The organism is Arthrobacter sp. PAMC 25486, from assembly GCF_000785535.1.
Taxonomy (GTDB): Bacteria; Actinomycetota; Actinomycetes; order Actinomycetales; family Micrococcaceae; genus Specibacter.
In genome coordinates, this window is record NZ_CP007595.1 from 1,939,566 (window position 1) to 1,957,883 (window position 18,318).

An 18,318-nucleotide genomic window follows, 5' to 3' on the forward strand; every position below is an offset into this window, starting at 1 on the left:
ATGTTTCCCTACGCTTTCGTTGCAGCGGTTGGTTCGGGCGTGTGCCCGACCTCTTCGCGGGTGTCGAAGTCGCCGATGCGCTCCTTGATGGTGTCAAAGTCGAAGGTGGCGTTGTTGCGGAAGCACATGAAGTAGCACACCAGGGCGCTCACGGCGTAGGCCACGAGGGAACCGGACAAGACCGTGTAGTCGTGCAGGAATCCGATGGAGAATGGAGCCGCTGCCACCATGGCGACGGCGGCTACGATCTTGGCCGTCTTCAAGCCGAAGAAGCCAAACGCCATCAGGCCCAGGACAACTCCGATGCCCACAACGGAGATCACATCGACCACAATGCCCGTGAGCCCGCCCATGGAAATCCATTCAAACCGCACGGGCAGGAAACAGGCCAAAGCCACAAGCACCGAGACGGTGAAGGCCTTGTTGGTAACCTTCTGCCAGTAGAAGCTGGCAATGACGGGGAACACCAAGGCACCCCACAAGGCTCCGACAAAGACCAGCAGGTCCAGAATGTTCAATTTGCCGCTGGCAAAGTACAGCCCGGCTCCCGTGGCAACAATCATGGTGATGCGGCCAACGAGCAGCATGGTGGTTGGCTTGACTTCACCCTTCTTGGCAATATTTTGGCCATAAACGTCAGCCATCATGATCGAAGACATGGCGGACAAGTCCGAGTCGGCAGTGGACGACAGCGCTCCAATGATCATAATCAGGAAGATGCCCACGAGGACGGGGCTCAGGTAGGTGGCGGCCATTTGCGGGATCAGGTTGTTGGTGTCCCCATCCAACGGCACAACGCCGGTGTAGAGCGCCATGACGCCCAGCATGCCAATGCCGATGATCGTTGCACCGTAGCCCACGGTTGCCGTGACAAAGGTTTTCTTGATCAGGTCCTCGCGCACGGCAAAGAGCCGCTGGGCAATGGTCTGGTTGCCAATGGCATAGGCCAGAACTGCCGCGATGTACGGGGCACCCTGGTTCAGGAACGCCTCGGAGGAGAAGAAGTTGGACTGCTGCGGGGTCAGGTTGGCAGCACCTGTGACAAACATGTCGGGGCCACCAGCAGCAAAGAACACCACCGGAATGATGATCACCACGGCGCCGAGCATGGCAAACACCTGAACAGCATCAGTCAGTACCGAGGCCCTAAAACCTGACCACAGTGAGTACAGCAAGATGCCTGCACCAATAAATACAATGCCCTGGGTGAAGCTGAAGGGTGACAACAGCGAAATCAATGCTCCACCAGCGATGAAGTTGGAGGTGATACTGACCATGGATCCAACAATGTTGGATCCGGCCAGCATCAGCTGGCTGGACTTTCCATGCCGGGCGTACATGACCTCAGCCAGTGTGTGGGCCTTGGGTGCCACGGCGCGGATCCGCTTGCCAAAGGGGTAGATGAACAAGATCATCAACGCACCCCACAGGCCATAGTGGATGGGCCCCGAGATGCCGTAGGTGTAGCCGGAGGTGGCCGAGGCGTACATCGACGACGCCCAGATCCAGGTGGCTGTCATGCTTCCGGCAGAAATGCCGAAACCCACCTTGTTGCCGGCGGTCATATAGCCGTCTGCGTTCTCCTTCTTGCGGCCAATGAACAAGGTCATGAGAAAAGTGCCGCCAAAAAACAGCACTAAAAGGCCAATTACTGTCCAACCCCCAAGTTGGTGGAGTCCTGCGCCATCCGGCACCATGCGTATTCCTCTCGCTAGGGCGGAACTCACCGGCATTCCGCCAAAAAAAGCGTGCGCCGCCCATAAAAGAGGTACAAAAAGCAATCCGGTGACGGAGCTGTCGGGCGCACTATCCCGCCCGGGACCAGCCACCAACAGCAAGCAGACTTAACTGCGCAGGGGCCCAAAGTGAATCGCATACAAGACGATCATTCACTACCGGAAAATCAACGGCTGACGTTCAGCCGGCAACGGGAACACAACAGTTCCAGGGCAAGGTTAGTTGCTCTCTCGAACTGTTTATTGCCTTCAACAGTAACAGCGGCCCGGCGCTTCATTCTGATTGTTACGCACAAGAAAAGAGTAACGATGGTGCAACCATTGCCGTTATGGCAGGTACGCCGGCGTTCCCGTGCCAACTGCCAGGATGCGTTCCAGCACCTCACGTGACGTGAGATTTTCACCCAGCAGGTTCGGCTTTCCGGCCCCGTGGTAGTCGGAGGAGCCGGTCATGAAAAGCCCGGTTTCCTGCGCAAGGCGGCGCAGCCACGCGCGACCTTCGGGAGGATTGTCCCGGTGCTCGACCTCCAAACCCAGCAGTCCGGCGTCGACCATGTCATGAAAAACTTCCGGCGGGGCAACCCGTCCCCGTTCCGATGCCACAGGGTGGGCAAACACCGGCACGCCGCCGGCCGCTCGGACCAGCTCCACGGCGAGCACAGGGTCCACGGCGTAGTGGCTGACAAAATAGCGCGAATGCGAGGTGAGAATGCTGGCGAAGGCTTCATTCCGGTCCGCCACGATGCCGGCGGCGACGAGCGCATCGGCGATGTGGGGGCGGCCAATGGTGGCGCCAGGGGCAACGTGGGCGCTGACGTCGTCCCAATTCAGCGGGTAGTCCTCGGCCAGTCGCTCCACCATGCATTCGGCGCGGGTCAGGCGGGCGTCCTTGGCCTTGGTGATTTCCTCGAGGAGGTCCGCATTGAACGGGTCGTGCAGGTAGCAGAGGAGGTGGACGCTGACACCTTGGGACGTCTTGCAGGAGATTTCCATGCCCGGAAGCAGCCCCACACCCTGCTGGCGGGCGGCGTCGAGTGCTTCCGCCCAGCCGTCGGTGGAATCGTGGTCAGTCAGGGCCAGCACGTCCAGACGCGCCTGCGCCGCTGCGGCAAGCAGTTCGGCGGGCGGCTGGGTGCCGTCGGAAACATTTGAGTGCGCATGCAAATCGATCCTCACTCTCCAAGCCTACGTCTGTTCGCCGCCGCCCCGCTGCTGCGCCGCACGCCGCGCCCTTTGTCCCTTTGTCCCTTTGCGCAAGCGGTGGGAGACTTAAGGAGTGAACCAGACTGAGCAAACTTCCGTGAACACCGCCCCTTCAAGCGAGCAGCCCCTCGAGGAGCGTGTGAACAACCGTTCGCAGCGCCCCGATTCGGACGCCTTCCGTTCCTTCATGGCCGCCAACTGGGCGCCGTCGACCGCCGAACTCCCCTCCCGGGATGAGGTGGCAGACCATGCCGCGCGCCGCCGTCGTGCCATTTCCGCACAGTTCCCCGGCGAGCGGCTCGTCATTCCGGCCGGCCCGTTGAAGGTCCGCTCCAATGACTGCGACTACCGCTTCCGCCCGCACTCCGCGTTCGCGCACCTGACCGGCTTGGGCGTTGACCACGAACCCGACGCCGTCCTAGTGCTGGACCCTGTGGCTGAAGGTGCAGGGGACGACGGCGGTAATCACCTCGCCACCTTGTACTTCCGTCCCATGGCCGGCCGGGATACCAAGGAATTCTATGCCGATGCCCGCAGCGGCGAGTTTTGGATTGGCCGCCGCCCCACACTGCCCGAGTTCCAGGCGAAGCTGGGCCTGCCCACCGCCGACGTCACCGCCCTTGAAGTGGCCGTCACCAAGAATGTTGGAGATACGTCGGTTGGCGGCATTTCGATCCGCCTGGTGCGCAAGGTTGACGAGAACATCGACGCCCTCGTGGACACCGCCCGCTACAACACAGCCAAGGACCCGGACGCCATGGACTTCAGCGCCCTGGACGACCTCGACGGCAAGCTAACCGAGGCACTCTCGGAGCTGCGCCTCATCAAGGACGCCTGGGAAATCGAGCAGATGAAGGTCGCCGTCGCCGCCACCATCAACGGCTTCGAGGACATCGTGAAGGCTCTGCCCCGCGCGGTTGCCCACACGCGCGGTGAGCGTGTAGTTGAGGGTGCGTTCTTTGCCCGCGCCCGCGAAGAAGGCAATGAGCTCGGCTACGACACCATCGCGGCCGGCGGCAACAACGCCACGGTCCTGCACTGGAACCGCAACAGCGGCACCATCGACGCGGGCGAATTGCTGCTGGTTGATGCCGGCGTTGAGGCCGAGTCGCTGTACACGGCGGACATCACCCGCACCCTCCCGGTCAACGGCAAGTTCTCCGACGTGCAGCGCAAGGTCTACCAGGCCGTGCTTGATGCTGCGGATGCAGCCTTCGCCGTTGCCGTTCCGGGCGCCAAGTTCCGCGATGTCCACACCGCGGCCATGGAGGTGCTGGCCGACCGCCTCGCCGCCTGGGGCCTGCTGCCGGTTTCCGCGTCCGTTGCACTGTCCCCCGAGGGCCAGCAGCACCGCCGCTGGATGCCACACGGCACCAGCCACCACCTGGGCCTTGACGTGCACGACTGTGCACAGGCCCGCGCCGAAATGTACGTTGATGGCATCATCGCCGAGGGCATGGTCTTCACAATTGAGCCCGGCCTGTACTTCAAGGAAGAGGACCTGGCCATCCCGGCCGAGTACCGCGGCATCGGCGTGCGCATCGAGGACGACATCCTGATCACAGCCAACGGCCCGGTCAACCTCAGCGTGGCACTGCCCCGCGAGCCGGACGCCGTTGAGACGTGGATGGCCGGCCTCTCCAAATAGCTCCCCATCCCCTCCCCCAAATCGAGTTTGCACTTGTTAGACCGATTCGCCGCATTTTCCCGGTTTATCGTCCAACAAGTGCAAACTCGATTTTTTGGTGGAGCGCCTTAGAGCACGACGGCGGGCGGTCAGTTGGGTGTTTGCCCGCCGGCGATGAGCGCCTTGAGTGCCGCGACGTGTTGCTCGTAGGCCACCTTGCCCGTGGCCGTCAGCGCCGCCCACAAGAAATCGAGTACGCAGCTATTGGATCGATTTGTCCAAATTTCGGGCTTTTCCGTCCAACAACTGCGTACTCGATCGCTGGGGAACGTTATTAAGGGAGCTGCCGAGGGTCCCGCTGCGAACTCGAGAGTGGTGGGAAGCACGACGACGGGAGGCCACCTTTTGAAGAAAAGGTGGCCTCCCGTCGTCGTGCTTCAGGGGGTGAGGCTACTGCTCCGGGGCGTTGGGATCCTTGGGATCCTTGGGATCCTTGGGATCCTTGGGAGCAGGGTGCTCGGCGGGCTCGACACGGATGCCGTACTGCGGGCGCCCGTCCGGGAGGTCAGGGAACTGGCCGCGACGGGGTCCTTCCAAAGGAGCCTGACCCGGACGGTCGTTGTTCTCGGCAGGCGCGTCGGAGGCGGCTGCTTCAGGCGCATTGGCGGCGGGACCGTAGGGATCGTGCCAGCCTTCGGGACGAGCGGGGGCCGGGCCGGACGACGCCGGCGGCTGGGCGGGCGGCTGGACCGGAGGTCGGTACCCCTGGCCGCCTTGGCCCTGGAAACCTTGCCCCTGGTGCTGCTGGGGGCGGGGCGCCGTGGAATTCATGGGCAGCTGGGCCAGCAGGCGGCGGGCCTCCATGGCAACGTCCACCGAGACGATGACGTCGTAGCTGGTGGCCAACACTTGGTTGGTGGAGGTGAAGTCGCGCTTGCCGCGCTGGGCGGCATAGCCGATGATCGCGAACAACATCCACAGGGCTGCGCCCAAAAGAATGGAGGTGAAAATGTTGGAATAAGGCGCACCAACGTTGCTGGATGAATCAAAGAACGAGAGCATGACGCCGATGAACAAGCCAAACCAGGCGCCTGTCATGGCACCCCTCAGGGCCACGCGCGGGTAACTCAGTTTGCCCGTCACCCGTTCCACGATCTTCAGGTCATTGCCCACAATGGAAACATGCCTGACGGGGAATTTCTCATCCGCCAGGTAGTCAACCGCCTTCTGGGCATCCAAGTAGGAAGTGTAGGAACCGATTGTCTCCCCGGAGGGAACAGTGCGGGCCTCGTCCATGGGGCGGGTGCGTCCAAAAAGGTTTGCCATCCCCCCATTGTTCACCATGATCCTGCATGTTTGCTGAAGTATCGCTGGCAGTGAAACGAAAATAGGCTCGACGCCGCCCGCTACTGGCCGCCAATGGTTGGGAAAATCGCCGAGAGGGGAAGTAGCCTGTAACTGTGAGCACACAACCTACCCGCATCTTTGTTGCCCGGCTCCTAGGCCTGGACGTCTTTGACCCCCTCGGGGACAGGCTCGGCAAGCTGCGCGACGTAGTTGTGGTGGGCCGGGGCCCCAACACCGCCCCGCACGCCGTCGGCATCGTGGTGGAGGTTCCGGGGAAGAAACGGGTCTTCGTGCCCATGACGCGGCTGACGTCCATGGACCAGTCCCAAATCATCTGCACCGGCCTGGTGAACCTGCGACGCTTTGAACAGCGCGGCGCCGAACAGCTCGTGGTGGGCGGCATTTTTGACCGCAAGGTGACGCTCGTGGACGGCAGCGGCTTTGCCGTGATCGAAGACATCGCCATGGACCAGCAGCGCAACGGCGACTGGCTCGTGACCAAGCTCTTTGTCCGCCGGGGCTCCTCCACCTCACGGCTGCGCGGGCTGCGCCGCGGCCACACCATGCTGATTGACTGGGCCGAAGCGCACGCCGAAGACGCCGCCGCCCCGCAAAGCGCCACCCACTTCGTGGCAACCCACGAAGACCTCAAGGCGGCGGACTTCGCCGATGCGCTGCAAGACATGACCGACAAACGCCGTGTTGAAGTGGCCAGCGAACTCCAGGATGAGCGCCTGGCCGACATCATGTCCGAGCTCCCGGAGGACGACCAGGTCACGCTGCTTTCCGCCCTGGACAATGAACGTGCCGCAGACGTGCTGGAGGAAATGGACCCCGACGACGCCGCCGACCTCCTCGCCGACCTGCCCAAGGCCAAGGCTGAGGAACTGCTGCTGCTCATGGAACCGGACGAAGCCAAGGACGTCCGCCGCCTGCTGCAATATGCCGAAGGCACTGCCGGCGCCCTCATGACCCCGGTCCCCGTGATCCTGCCCCCGGAGGCCACGGTAGCCGAGGCGCTGGCACACGTCCGCAGCGAGGACCTGTCCCCCGCACTCGCCTCAGCAATCTTCATCTGCCGCCCGCCGCTGGAAACCCCCACAGGCCGTTTCTTGGGCGCCGTCCACATCCAGCAGCTGCTGCGCAGCGCACCTCCCGAACTGCTGGGCACCCTGGTCGACAAGAACTTAGAACCCGTCTCCGACCAGGACGACATCAGCACCGTCAGCCACATCATGGCCTCCTACAACCTCAATTCACTCCCTGTCGTCAGCAAGGAAGGCCGCCTCGTGGGCGCCGTGACAGTTGACGACCTGCTGGACCATCTCTTGCCTGAAGACTGGCGTGCCCATGAGGACGGCGCACCCATCAGGAGATTAGGAGGACGCATTGGCTGAGCGGCACCACACAAAGGGCGCGGGCCTGGACACCCCCATGGAGCTGAAATCACGGCTCCTGCCGAACCTGGCCAGCGATCCGGACCTCTTCGGCCGCTTCGCCGAGCGCTTTGCCCGCTACATGGGCACCGCCAATTTCCTGCTCTACATGACGATTTTTGTCATCGTCTGGATCGCCATCAACGTCATCGGCCTCTTCGGGCTGAAATGGGATCCGTACCCGTTCATCCTCTTGAACTTGTTCTTCTCCACGCAGGCCTCCTACGCCGCCCCGCTCATTCTGCTCGCCCAGAACCGCCAGGATGACAGGGACAGGGTCCAGATTGAGCAGGACCGCTCCCGCAATGAGCGCAACCTGGCCGACACCGAGTATCTGACCCGTGAGGTTGCCGCGCTGCGTATATCGCTGCGTGAAGTGGCCACCCGCGACTTCGTCCGCTCGGAATTGCGCAGCCTGCTCGAGGAGCTGATTGCCCTTCAAGGGGAAGAGGATACGCTGAAGGAAGCGCGCACTGCGCCGGATACTCCCCCCAAATCTTAAGGCAGCACCATGAACGCCCCCTCCGAACCAGCCCTACTAGCCGCCCTCGCCACGGTCATTGACCCCGAGTTGCGCCGGCCCATCACGGAGCTGGGCATGGTTGAGTCGGTGGAGGCGTTCGACGGCGGCCGGGTACGCGCCGTCGTACGCCTCACCATCGCCGGCTGTCCCCTCCGCGAAACCATCACCAAGGATGTCACCGAGGCTCTGACGAGACTCGACGGCGTAACTGAGGTAAGCGTCGACCTCACCGTCATGACGGCGCAGCAGCGTGCGGAACTGAAGGAACGCCTCAAGGGCAGCTCGAGCGAACGCGGCATCCCCTTCAACGACGAGAGTTCCCTGACCCGCGTGTATGCGGTGGCCAGCGGCAAGGGCGGGGTTGGGAAGTCGTCTGTGACGGTGAACCTGGCGTGCGCTCTGGCAGCCAAGGGGCTGCGCGTGGGCATTGTTGATGCCGACATTTACGGTTTTTCGGTGCCCGGGCTCATGGGGATAACACAAAGCCCCACCCGTGTGGATGAGATGATCTTGCCGCCGGTTGCCCATGACGTGAAAGTGATTTCCATCGGCATGTTCGTGGCCGGCAACCAGCCCGTGGCATGGCGCGGACCGATGCTGCACCGGGCGCTGGAACAGTTCCTGACCGACGTGTACTTTGGTGACCTGGACATCCTGCTCCTTGACCTGCCGCCCGGCACCGGCGACGTGGCCATTTCCGTGGCGCAGCTGCTGCCCAAGGCGGAAATCCTGGTGGTTTCAACCCCGCAGGCCGCCGCCGCGGACGTGGCAGAACGGGCCGGAGCCATTGCCGTGCAGACGGGGCAGAAGGTTGCCGGAGTCATTGAGAACATGTCGTACCTGACGTTGCCGGACGGCAGCACCATGGAGCTGTTCGGCTCCGGAGGCGGGGAAATCCTGGCCAAGCGGTTGAGCCAGACCGTCAACGCTCCTGTGGAGCTGCTGGGGCAGATTCCGTTGGACGTCACGCTGCGCGAGGGCGGGGATGCGGGGCTCCCGATCGTGCTGTCGCACCCGGAGTCACCTGCGGCGCAGGAACTGTTGGGCATTGCCGCGAAACTGGCTGTGCGCCCCCGCGGGCTTGCAGGACTAAAGCTCGGCGTCACCCTCACCTAACCCTTCCCGACGCTCCTGCAGATATGGGGCACTTCCAGCCGACGCTCGCTCACATATGGGGCTGTTTTCCCTAACGCTCCCGCAGTGGATGCAGGAGCGTTAGGGAAAACAGCCCCATATCTGCAGGAGCGTTAGGGGAAAACATCCCCGAACCTGCAGGAGCGTCTGATGAGGCTAGGTGGCTTCTACGTCGAACGGGGCCAGCTGGCCTGCCGCGAGGCGGACGGGATCCGGCTCCGCAGGAGCGGCGGAGGCCTCAACGGCGGCAATCTTCTTGTCCTCGTCCTTGCCCAACATCGAGGCAATCGCGGCGCCCGGGGCCATCTTCAGCGAGTTGAGTGTTTCAACGTCCTCGTCGTCAATCAGGGCCTCGCGGATGATGCGTCGCGGGTCGTACTGCCGCGGGTCAAGCTTCTTCCAGTCAATGTCGTCGATATCAACGCCGGCCTCTTCCTTAATGGTTTCGCGCGCGCCGGAAGCCATCCTGCGCACCTCGCGGATGAGGTTCTTCAGCTTCTCCACATATTCGGGAAGCCGGGCGGGGCCGATCACCAAAACTGCCACTACGACAATCAGGACCAGCTCAGGGGTATTGATACCAAACACGTTAGGAAGATTACCCTCTCAACACTCAAAGCAACGATTCCTGGCGGTAACGCGAGAGAATATTCTTAAGCTTTATCTTGCACGCCGGTGGACAACTTCTATCGCGAAAAGTCTAGCGTGCCCCGGCAATGCGAGGCATCGTCAGCAGCGGCTTACGCGCAGGGCGCACTTCCTTGCTGCGTCCGGGCGCCCTGTCGGCCAGGGATTCACGCAGCATGGCCCGCCCCCTGTGGATGCGTGAGCGCACCGTCCCCAGCTTGATGTTCAGCGCGTGCGCCACCTCGTCATAGGAGAGCCCCTCCATGTCACAAAGCACGACGGCGGCACGAAAGTCGGGCGGCAAGGCCTCCAGCGCTGCGGCAATGTCAATGTCAAGGTTGTTGAATTCAAAGCTGCGTTCGGGGCCGGGATCGTTCCCGGGCAGGCGTGCCTCCGCGTCTTCGGTGAGCCCGTCAAAGCGAATGCGTTGTTTGCGGCGTGCCTGGTCGAGGAACAGGTTGGTGGTGATCCGGTGCAACCAACCGTCGAGGGTGCCGGGCTTGAAATTGGCCAGGGACTTGAACACCCTGACAAAAACCTCTTGGGTGAGGTCCTCGGCGTCGTACCTGTTTCCGGTCAGGCGGAAGGCAAGCCGAAAAACTTTGGTCGAGTGATTGGTGACAACCTCTTCCCACGACGGCGTGACCCACTCAGGTGCGTCCACCAGCGCCGCGGTGGCGGCTTCGACAGGACGGCTTGCAGGGCTGACGGATGGGTTCATCGCTGCACCTCGCTTCGGTGGCTGCTGAGCGTGCCCGGTGGGGCACCACAGCTATGGGAAGGGTTCCCAATGGTTCCCACAGTCTGCCAAACCAAGCTGACATTTTGCTGAACGATTCCGGCGAATGTGCCCTGTGTGCAGGCAGTAGGCTAGAGCTAGTCACCGCAACAGTTTAGGAAACACCACCCATGAGCGCCGATAAATCCACCAGCTGGTCCTATACAGAGGCCCTGCCCGTGGAAGATCTTGTCCTGCGACGTGCCCGCGAGCGTTCGCATGAATTGGGCTTGTTCCCCGTCAGTCCCGGCGTTGCCGCCGCGCTGACTGTTCTGGCAGCCACCTCCAAGGCGCAAACAGCCGTGGAGGTTGGCACCGGTGCGGGCGTCTCCGGTGTTTCCTTGTTGCGCGGCCTGGGCCCGCGCGCCGTTCTGACCACGATTGACCCCGACGTTGACCACCTCAAGGCCGCGCGCGAAGCGTTCTCCGAAGCCGGATCGCCGGCCAACCGCACACGCACCATTTCGGGCCGCGCGCAGGATGTGCTGCCGCGCCTGACCGACGCCGCCTACGACCTCGTCTTCATCGACGCCGACAAGCCCAGCTTCCCCGAGTATGTTGAGCAGGCCATCAGGCTGCTCAAGTCCGGCGGCCTGTTGATCATCAACGACGCGCTGGACAAGGACCGTGTCTCCGATCCGGCCATCCGTGAAAGCAGCACGGTGGTCCTGCGCCGGGTTGGCAAGATGGTTCGCGAGCACGAATCCCTGACCAGCGCCATGCTGCCCACCGGCGACGGTCTGTTGCTGGCCGTCAAGCGCTAAGTTGAGGTCTGACACTGTTGCTGGCCGTCAAGCGCTAAGCGAGAGGTCTGCCAACACCCCGTCGCGAAAATGACACCGATCCCGGTGTCAGAAGGCGGGATCGGTGTCAGAAGGCGGGATCGGTGTCAGAAACCGGGACGGCCGAGGTTTCTAAGCCAAAAGTGGCGGGGCAACCGATGTTGCCCCGCCACAAATGTAAAAATGAAACTCTTATTCGGTCACGCCTACCAGGCACTCCTTGAGGCTGACTGCCTCATCGGCGTTCATCTCAACAACGAGACGTCCTCCGCCTTCCAGCGGCAGCCGCAGGATCAAGCTCCGACCTTCTTTAGTCACTTCCATTGGACCGTCACCGGTTCTAGGTTTCATGGCCGCCATCAGGAGTTCCCCTTTTCGTAGTGCATACCCGCCCCTGCCGAAGAATTCTCCGGCATGGCGTTTCTGTTGTATTGCTCACAGACCATTATTCCGTATTTGAGTGCTCCGGCGCTAATCGGTACTTCCCGCCGGGAGCGTCGATTGCGGCTTTGACAAACGCCAGCCACTTAGTTACGGCGGCCAGCCGACCCCTGTGTCGATCGCAGCGTATTGCCACAGCCACACAATCCACACAATCTGCAGCAGGCTGAACATGAGCACCACGGTCCACCGGTAGGCCCGCGACGGTGAGATGAAGGCAGCCGCGAGTGCCAGCGGGAACAGCGGCAGCAGCATCCGGAACGTGCTCGACTGCGGATGCAACACCGCCAGCAGGTACAGCAGGTACATGCCGCACCACATCTGCAATTCCGGGCCCAGCCTGCGCACCGCCCGGGAATTCAGGTACAGGCCAGCCAACCCTACCAACAGCACCGGCAGCAGGGGACCCCAGAACGGTCCCGCCAGCTCAATCCCCACGTCAAACCAGGGTTTGAACAGCACCAGCTCCGTGCCGCGCCACGAGGTTTCGGTGTCGGTGTAGGTGCTGCGGTCCCCCGTCACCCACCAGGCCACAAGCATCCAGGCCACCGCCATGAACACACTGACCAGCAGCAACAGCCCTCCGCTGAGCATGTCCCGTCGAGGGAAGGGGCTGCTGTCCCGGTTCCGCCAGCGCAGGAAAAGATGGAGAAGCACGACGGCGGCAAACGGCACCCCTGCCGGTCGCGACAGGCACAGCAGGATCACCAAGGGCATCGCGCCCCAGTAGTTGCGCCGGATCAGCAGGTGCAGGGCGCCGGCGAGAAACAGCATCCCCAGGGATTCCGCGTACGGGACCTGCAGCACGGGGGAAACGGGGAAGGTGGCGAAGAAGGCGACACCCCACAACGCCGTCGCCGCCGGGGCAAAGTTCCTGAACAGTTTGTAGATCACCAGGGCCGCGCCAAAGCCGGCCAGTGTTGCCACGAGCGCTCCGGAGGCTGCCCAGCCCAGGCCGGTGACGGCGTGAACGCCGCGGGCCAGGACCGGCAGCACCGGATAGAACGCCCACTCGTTGGGCTGCGCCGAGCCGTCGGGATTGCGCGGGATCGAGTCGGGATAGCCGTGGTTGAAGATTTTCTCGTACCAGCCGGCGTCCCACCGGTTGATGAACTCAAGGTAGCCGGGGCGCTGCCCGCCCCACGGGCTGGCCTCGGCCTGCCAGCCGGCAGCCGTGAATATGACAAAACTGACGAATCTGGCACCGGCGTACAACAGCGTCACATGCAGCCACCAAGGCGCCCGGCCCACGGGGGCCAAGAAACGGCTCAGCGCGGCAAAGAGCCGGTCATTGAGCGTGGGCTCCGATGTACCCGTCGCCTGGACGCTGCGCGCGGCGCTCATTCGGGTGCTGGTCCCGGGGCAGGCGCAAGCCAGCACCCGGGCTGGTGGTCATTGACCACGCCGATGGCCTGCATCATGGCATAGGCAGTGGTGGGGCCCACAAACGAGAAGCCGTATTTCTTCAGCGCCTTGGCCAGCTGTGCCGACTCTGCTGTTTGGGCGGGCACCGGCGCATCCGCGGGCCGTGGCAAGGCAGGTGCGTGTGCGGCGACGATCGAACCGAGGCTCACCCCGACGGGCAGGGCCAGCAAGGCCCTGGCGTTGCCGATGGTCGCGTTGATTTTCAGCCGGTTGCGCACAATGGAGGCATCGGCCAGGAGCCGGGCAACGTCGCCGTCAGTGAAGGCTGCCACGGCGCCCGGGTCAAAGTGGGCGAAGGCTTCCCGAAAGGACTCCCGCTTGCGCAGGATGGTGATCCAGCTCAGGCCCGACTGGAATGCTTCCAGGCTGAGCCGTTCAAACAGTTCCGACTCCCCGGTGACGGGCTGGCCCCATTCGTTGTCGTGGTAGCTCTGGTACTGCTCATCGTTTTCAATGCCGCCCCAGGCACAGCGGACAAGTCCGTCGCTACCCACGGGGGCCAAGGCCCGTTCCGGTGCCGGGTCCGGCGGGGGCCGCCGCCTCAGCGGAAGTTGGGGATCCGCCGTCGTGCGTCACCGAAGACTGCGTCACCGAAGCCTCAGTCACGGCAGCAGCATTCACTCCAGCAGCGCCAGCGGCGGCCTCAAGCTCGGTGATCCGCGCATCCCTGGCCGCCAGCTCGTCGCGGAGCCGGTCGAGGACCTCGTCCACCTGGTCCATGCGGTAGCCGCGCAGGCCGAGGGAGAAGCGCAGCCGGTCGACGTCACCGGGCATGGGGGTGGAGGGCAGCAGCACCGGCGGCAGATTCGCGACGGGGGCGCCCAGCGCGTCCTCGTACACGGGCGACTCAGCGCCGGGCTTGTTTAGCCCCACCACGTAAAACACGGCGGCGGCGGCCACAATGATGGCGAGGAAGATCAGGAAATAGCTCACAAGACCATGGTGCCAGATGGGGCGGGCATTTTACTCGCCGGCAACCGCGGCAACCCTGGCGCCGGCCTTGCCCTGCATGACCAGCTCCACGGCCTCCTCGGCGGTGTCGACGAGCTGAACAATGTCCAGGTCGCCGGGCGAGACAAGGCCCTGGGCCACCATCGTGTCCCTGAGCCAGTCCATGAGCGGGCCCCAGAACACCCTGTTGACCAGGACGATCGGGAACTGGCTGACCTTGCTGGTCTGTACCAGGACCATGGCTTCGAAGAGCTCGTCGAGGGTGCCGAGGCCGCCGGGGAGCACCACAAATCCCTGCGCGTACTTCACAAACATGGTTTTGCGGGCAAAGAAGTAGCGGAAGTCGACGCCCAGGCCGACCCATTCGTTCATGCCCTCCTCAAACGGCAGTTCAATGCCCAGGCCGATCGACAGCCCTCCGGCCTCGGCGGCGCCGCGGTTGGCTGCCTCCATGGAGCCGGGCCCGCCGCCGGTGATGACTGCCACGCCGGCCTCGACCAGGCGCCGACCCACCTCAACGCCGGTGGCATAGTACGGGGAATCCGGCTTGGTGCGGGCCGAGCCAAACACGCTGATAGCCGGTCCGATCTCGGAGAGCGCATCAAAGCCCTGGACGAACTCGCTTTGGATGCGCATGACGCGCCACGGATCCGTGTGGGTGAAGTCGCTGCTGGGAGAATTTTCCAGCAGGCGGGCGTCGGCGGTGTCGCGACCTGCACCATTTTTTCGCCACAGTCCAAAGCGGCGCAGCTCTGGGCGGACGGGGCGGCTTGATCCTGTTGGTGAACTCATGGCACCTAGGCTACGCGAAAAGTCCCCGTGGCCCGGCTCACATTATCTCGTTAGCGTTACGATCCGGGCCGACATGGCCAAATCCTTTACCGGCCCTCGTGATTCTCGATACATTCAATGCATGACAAATTCCGCACCTGCTCCTGCGCTCGTGGAGCTCAAAGCTGTCAACAAGCATTACGGCTCCCTCCATGTGCTCCAGGATATTAATCTCCGCGTCGCCAAGGGTGAGGTATTGGTTGTCATTGGCCCTTCCGGGTCAGGCAAGTCAACACTGTGCCGCACCATCAACCGCCTGGAAACCATTGACACCGGCTCCATCTCGATCGATGGCCAGGAACTGCCCAAGGAAGGGCGCCAGCTGGCGAACCTCCGTGCCGATGTGGGCATGGTGTTCCAGTCGTTCAACTTGTTTGCGCACAAGACCATCCTGGAAAATGTCACTCTGGGCCCCATCAAGGTCAAGGGAATGTCCAAGCCCGACGCCGACAAGCTCGCCTTATCGCTGTTGGAACGTGTTGGAGTGGGGCACCAGGCGGCCAAACTGCCTGCCCAGCTCTCCGGCGGACAGCAGCAGCGCGTGGCCATCGCCCGGGCCTTGGCAATGAAGCCAAAGGTCATGCTGTTTGACGAACCCACCAGCGCCCTCGACCCGGAAATGATTAACGAGGTCTTGGACGTCATGGTTGAGCTGGCCAAGGATGGCATGACCATGGTGGTTGTCACGCACGAGATGGGATTTGCCCGCAAGGCTGGCGACAGGGTCGTCTTCATGGCTGACGGGCAGATCGTCGAAGAAGCCACACCCGACGAGTTCTTCACGAACCCGCAGACCCCCCGCGCCAAGGACTTCCTGTCCAAGATCCTCAGCAACGGATAAAACTCCCCCGGCTCAACAGCCATTCTTTACCCGATTTTCCCGGCCGCACTGGCCGATTACGAAAGGAACACCCTTGAAAAAGTTTCTCAGCAGGAAGAGCCTCGGCGTAGCGGCACTCCTTACAGCAGCAGCCCTTGCCATGACGGGCTGTGGCGGCGATACCGGCGGCGGCGGCACTGAAGGAGCTGGCGGCGGGGGCGACGCAGCCGGCCTGAGCTTTGATGTTGCCAAGGATGTTGCCCTGACCGGCAGCCCCACCTTTGATGCGATCAAGTCCTCCGGCAAGATCACCATCGGTGTCAAGGAAGACCAGCCCGGCCTGGGCTACTTCAACGCCGCCACGGGCGTGCGCAGCGGTTTCGACATTGAAATAGCCACTTGGATGGCAGCCTCACTGGGCGTTGCCGCTGACAAGATCGACTTCAAGCCCATTCCTTCGGCAAACCGCGAGTCCGCACTCGCCAACGGCGACGTGGACCTGTACGTGGGCACCTACTCCATCACGGATAAGCGCAAGAAGCTCGTTGACTTTGCCGGCCCCTACTTCGTCACAGGTCAGGGCCTGCTGGTGGCCAAGGACAACACGGACATCACGAGCGAAAAGGACCTGGCCGGCAAGAAGGTCTGCTCCGCTACCGGTTCAACCCCCATCCAGAACATCCGGGACAACTTTCCGGAGGCGACCCCGGTGGAGTTCGATATCTACTCCAAGTGTGTGGATGCGCTCAAGTCCGGCACCGTTGATGCAGTGACCACCGACCAGGCCATCCTGTTGGGCTTCGCTTCCCAGGAACCTGACAAGCTGAAGGTTGTTGGCGAGCCGTTCACCACGGAGAACTACGGCATCGGCCTGCCCCTTGGCGACACCGCACTGCAGACGTTCCTGAACACCACACTCACGGACGGCAACGCCACGTGGACCAAGATCTTCGATGCCACCCTGGGCAAGTCAGGCACCAAGGTTGAGCAGCCTGCAGTTGAGAAGTAGTACCAATTCCTGATTGGTGGTGCCGCACCGGCGTCGGCCGGTGCGGCACCACCAATTCGTCCTCTCGAATTCACTGAAAGCGACAGAGCCCTGTGAATGTACTTATTAACAACAGCGAACTGTTCATTACCGGGTTTAAGAACACCGGAATCTTGTTTGTTTTTTCCGCGTTCTTTGCCCTGATCTTGGGCACCATCGTCGCCGGCATGCGTGTCTCGCCGGCGCCCGCCATGCGTGGGGCGGGAACGTTTTACGTCAACGCCGTCCGCAACACCCCGCTGACCCTGATCCTGGCCTTTTTCGCCTTGGGCTATCCGCAGCTGGGACTGCCACAGATCAGTTTCATGAATGCCGCCATCGTCGGCCTCTCCCTCTACACGGCCACGTATGTTTCCGAGGCGATCCGCTCCGGTATCAACACCGTCTCCGTGGGCCAGTCCGAGGCCGCCCGCGCCATTGGTTTGCCGTTCATGCAGACGTTGACCTTGATTGTGCTGCCGCAGGCATTCCGTTCGGTGGTGCCGCCGCTGTTTAGTGTGTTCATCGCCTTGCTGAAGAACACCACGGTGGCCGCAGGATTCTCCGTCCTTGAGGCTGGTGCCATCCGCGCCTACCTCAGCGAACGCGGAGAGCCGCTGCTGCCCGGCTTGCTCTGGGTTGCCTTGATCTTTGTGGTTCTGGTGCTGGCCATCCTGACGCCACTGCAACGCTACCTTGAGAAGAAGTGGAGGGTTGCGCGATGAGTTCAGTCCTTTTTGACGTTCCCGGTCCCAAAGCCCGCACACGCAACGTCTATCTAAACGCCGTCACGCTCATTGTGGTGGTCGGCATCATTGCCTTTATCTTGTTCCGATTCTACCAATCGGGGCAGTTCACAGCCCAGAAGTGGGAAGTCTTCACCTTCCCGCTCGTTCAGGAGACCTTCCTGAAGGCCATCGGGGCCACGCTGAGTGCCTTCGCCGTTGGCGCCGTTGGCAGCCTGGTGCTGGGCATCGTCCTTGCCTTCGGCCGCCTTGCCGATAGCAAGTGGCTCAGCCTGCCGTGCTACTGGTTCACGGAAGTGTTCCGTGCGGTGCCACTGCTGATCCTGATGATGATCATGTACTACGGCCTCCCCTCTGCCGGTGTCAAGGGCATCACGCCCTTCATCGCCGTCGTTGTGGGGTTGATCCTGTACAACGGATCGGTCCTGGCCGAGGTGTTCCGCGCCGGCATAGAGTCGCTGCCCAAGGGACAGCGCGAAGCCGGCCTGGCCATCGGCCTCACAAATGGACAGGCGCTGCGCAGCATCCTGCTGCCGCAGGCCATCCGCGCCATGCTGCCGGTCATCATCTCGCAGCTCGTGGTCATCATGAAGGACACCGCGCTGGGCTTCCTGATCACGTACAACGAGATCCTTTACTACTCGGCGGTCCTTGGCTCGCAGGGCGATTTTGGATTCCCCGTGGTGCCGGCGCTCATGGTCGCGGCGGTCATCTACGTGGGGCTCTGCTTGATCCTCTCTGGTGTGGCCAAGTTCACCGAGTACAAGATGTCCTCGCGTGTGAAGGTCGTCAAGGCCAAGGTCGGCATCGCCGGCTAGCCCGTTCGCCCCGCCCGAAATCGAGTACGCAGTTGTTGGACCAAATCAACGAAAGCAAGCGCTTTC

19 protein-coding genes are annotated in these 18,318 nt (G+C 62.6%); 9 read left to right on the forward strand and 10 right to left on the reverse strand.

Features of this window, described 5'->3' with window-relative positions:
* Positions 1-8: 8 nt before the first annotated feature.
* Together art_RS08880 and art_RS08885 are read right to left on the reverse strand one after the other, a co-directional pair.
* Complete coding sequence (locus art_RS08880; protein WP_038464167.1) at positions 9-1,697, reverse strand: sodium:solute symporter family protein; 1,689 nt, start codon at positions 1,695-1,697, stop codon at positions 9-11.
* Between the two features lie 366 nt (positions 1,698-2,063).
* Complete coding sequence (locus art_RS08885) at positions 2,064-2,912, reverse strand: PHP domain-containing protein (RefSeq protein ID WP_038464169.1); 849 nt, start codon at positions 2,910-2,912, stop codon at positions 2,064-2,066.
* Between the two features lie 100 nt (positions 2,913-3,012).
* Between art_RS08885 and art_RS08890 the strand changes: the two genes are divergently transcribed.
* Positions 3,013-4,587, forward strand: a complete 1,575-nt coding sequence (locus art_RS08890) for an aminopeptidase P family protein (RefSeq protein WP_253901531.1) — start codon at positions 3,013-3,015, stop codon at positions 4,585-4,587.
* A gap of 429 nt (positions 4,588-5,016) precedes the next feature.
* On the opposite strand, the gene art_RS08895 is transcribed toward art_RS08890, so the two are convergent.
* Entirely contained in the window at positions 5,017-5,892 is an 876-nt protein-coding gene (locus art_RS08895) for a general stress protein (protein ID WP_052136932.1), read from the reverse strand.
* Between the two features lie 134 nt (positions 5,893-6,026).
* On the opposite strand from art_RS08895, the gene art_RS08900 reads away from it, so the two are divergent.
* Genes art_RS08900 through art_RS08910 form a run of 3 tightly spaced genes read left to right on the forward strand, consistent with a single transcriptional unit; the run spans position 6,027 to position 8,988 of the window.
* A complete protein-coding gene (locus art_RS08900; RefSeq protein WP_038464175.1) occupies positions 6,027-7,310 on the forward strand; it encodes a CBS domain-containing protein in 1,284 nt (427 codons plus the stop codon).
* Positions 7,311-7,347: 37 nt separating this feature from the next.
* A complete protein-coding gene (locus art_RS08905; protein ID WP_082000542.1) occupies positions 7,348-7,851 on the forward strand; it encodes a DUF1003 domain-containing protein in 504 nt (167 codons plus the stop codon).
* 9 nt (positions 7,852-7,860) lie between these two features.
* On the forward strand, positions 7,861-8,988 hold the full coding sequence (locus art_RS08910) for an Mrp/NBP35 family ATP-binding protein (RefSeq protein WP_038464178.1): 1,128 nt from the start codon (positions 7,861-7,863) through the stop codon (positions 8,986-8,988).
* A gap of 174 nt (positions 8,989-9,162) precedes the next feature.
* On the opposite strand, the gene art_RS08915 is transcribed toward art_RS08910, so the two are convergent.
* Together art_RS08915 and sigE are read right to left on the reverse strand one after the other, a co-directional pair.
* The gene (locus tag art_RS08915; RefSeq protein ID WP_038464182.1) at positions 9,163-9,594 is read right to left on the reverse strand and encodes a twin-arginine translocase TatA/TatE family subunit; all 432 of its coding nucleotides are present in this window, start codon (positions 9,592-9,594) and stop codon (positions 9,163-9,165) included.
* Between the two features lie 112 nt (positions 9,595-9,706).
* Positions 9,707-10,354, reverse strand: coding sequence for an RNA polymerase sigma factor SigE (gene sigE / locus art_RS08920; protein WP_052136158.1), 648 nt, complete (start codon positions 10,352-10,354; stop codon positions 9,707-9,709).
* Positions 10,355-10,542: 188 nt separating this feature from the next.
* Between sigE and art_RS08925 the strand changes: the two genes are divergently transcribed.
* Positions 10,543-11,175: an O-methyltransferase gene (locus art_RS08925; RefSeq protein WP_038464185.1), complete on the forward strand. Its 633-nt coding sequence runs from the start codon at positions 10,543-10,545 to the stop codon at positions 11,173-11,175.
* A 210-nt stretch (positions 11,176-11,385) separates the two neighbouring features.
* Here art_RS08925 and art_RS21615 read toward each other — a convergent pair whose 3' ends face one another.
* The 5 genes from art_RS21615 to art_RS08945 form a co-directional block, all read right to left on the reverse strand.
* Positions 11,386-11,553 (reverse strand): DUF3117 domain-containing protein, encoded by a 168-nt coding sequence (locus tag art_RS21615; protein ID WP_082000207.1) that lies wholly within the window; start codon positions 11,551-11,553, stop codon positions 11,386-11,388.
* Positions 11,554-11,724: 171 nt separating this feature from the next.
* On the reverse strand, positions 11,725-12,978 hold the full coding sequence (locus tag art_RS08930; RefSeq protein WP_038464188.1) for a membrane protein: 1,254 nt from the start codon (positions 12,976-12,978) through the stop codon (positions 11,725-11,727).
* A complete protein-coding gene (locus art_RS08935) occupies positions 12,975-13,553 on the reverse strand; it encodes a DNA-3-methyladenine glycosylase I (RefSeq protein WP_216699606.1) in 579 nt (192 codons plus the stop codon). Before art_RS08935 ends, art_RS08930 begins: the two co-directional genes overlap by 4 nt.
* Positions 13,546-13,992 (reverse strand): DivIVA domain-containing protein, encoded by a 447-nt coding sequence (locus art_RS22925; RefSeq protein WP_038464195.1) that lies wholly within the window; start codon positions 13,990-13,992, stop codon positions 13,546-13,548. Before art_RS22925 ends, art_RS08935 begins: the two co-directional genes overlap by 8 nt.
* 30 nt (positions 13,993-14,022) lie before the next feature.
* Positions 14,023-14,802 (reverse strand): TIGR00730 family Rossman fold protein, encoded by a 780-nt coding sequence (locus tag art_RS08945; RefSeq protein WP_038464198.1) that lies wholly within the window; start codon positions 14,800-14,802, stop codon positions 14,023-14,025.
* Positions 14,803-14,923: 121 nt separating this feature from the next.
* Here art_RS08945 and art_RS08950 point away from each other — a divergent pair, with 121 nt between their 5' ends.
* The 4 genes from art_RS08950 to art_RS08965 all read left to right on the forward strand — a co-directional run bounded on the left by art_RS08950 (position 14,924) and on the right by art_RS08965 (position 18,252).
* Positions 14,924-15,682, forward strand: a complete 759-nt coding sequence (locus art_RS08950; RefSeq protein ID WP_038464200.1) for an amino acid ABC transporter ATP-binding protein — start codon at positions 14,924-14,926, stop codon at positions 15,680-15,682.
* Between the two features lie 139 nt (positions 15,683-15,821).
* Positions 15,822-16,670: a glutamate ABC transporter substrate-binding protein gene (locus tag art_RS08955; RefSeq protein ID WP_052136934.1), complete on the forward strand. Its 849-nt coding sequence runs from the start codon at positions 15,822-15,824 to the stop codon at positions 16,668-16,670.
* 92 nt (positions 16,671-16,762) lie between these two features.
* A complete protein-coding gene (locus art_RS08960; protein ID WP_038464206.1) occupies positions 16,763-17,413 on the forward strand; it encodes an amino acid ABC transporter permease in 651 nt (216 codons plus the stop codon).
* Complete coding sequence (locus art_RS08965) at positions 17,410-18,252, forward strand: amino acid ABC transporter permease (protein WP_038464209.1); 843 nt, start codon at positions 17,410-17,412, stop codon at positions 18,250-18,252. Before art_RS08960 ends, art_RS08965 begins: the two co-directional genes overlap by 4 nt.
* The last annotated feature ends 66 nt before the right edge of the window (positions 18,253-18,318 follow it).

Bases quoted from the DNA above. Each gene is read 5' to 3' on its own strand.
- art_RS08880 (WP_038464167.1), bottom strand. From the start codon at position 1,697: ATGGTGCCGGATGGCGCAGGACTCCACCAACTTGGGGGTTGGACAGTA.
- art_RS08895 (WP_052136932.1), bottom strand. From the start codon at position 5,892: ATGGCAAACCTTTTTGGACGCACCCGCCCCATGGACGAGGCCCGCACT.
- art_RS08905 (WP_082000542.1), top strand. From the start codon at position 7,348: ATGGAGCTGAAATCACGGCTCCTGCCGAACCTGGCCAGCGATCCGGAC.
- art_RS08910 (WP_038464178.1), top strand. From the start codon at position 7,861: ATGAACGCCCCCTCCGAACCAGCCCTACTAGCCGCCCTCGCCACGGTC.
- sigE (WP_052136158.1), bottom strand. From the start codon at position 10,354: ATGAACCCATCCGTCAGCCCTGCAAGCCGTCCTGTCGAAGCCGCCACC.
- art_RS08925 (WP_038464185.1), top strand. From the start codon at position 10,543: ATGAGCGCCGATAAATCCACCAGCTGGTCCTATACAGAGGCCCTGCCC.
- art_RS21615 (WP_082000207.1), bottom strand. From the start codon at position 11,553: ATGGCGGCCATGAAACCTAGAACCGGTGACGGTCCAATGGAAGTGACT.
- art_RS08930 (WP_038464188.1), bottom strand. From the start codon at position 12,978: ATGAGCGCCGCGCGCAGCGTCCAGGCGACGGGTACATCGGAGCCCACG.
- art_RS08945 (WP_038464198.1), bottom strand. From the start codon at position 14,802: ATGAGTTCACCAACAGGATCAAGCCGCCCCGTCCGCCCAGAGCTGCGC.
- art_RS08950 (WP_038464200.1), top strand. From the start codon at position 14,924: ATGACAAATTCCGCACCTGCTCCTGCGCTCGTGGAGCTCAAAGCTGTC.
- art_RS08955 (WP_052136934.1), top strand. From the start codon at position 15,822: ATGACGGGCTGTGGCGGCGATACCGGCGGCGGCGGCACTGAAGGAGCT.
- art_RS08965 (WP_038464209.1), top strand. From the start codon at position 17,410: ATGAGTTCAGTCCTTTTTGACGTTCCCGGTCCCAAAGCCCGCACACGC.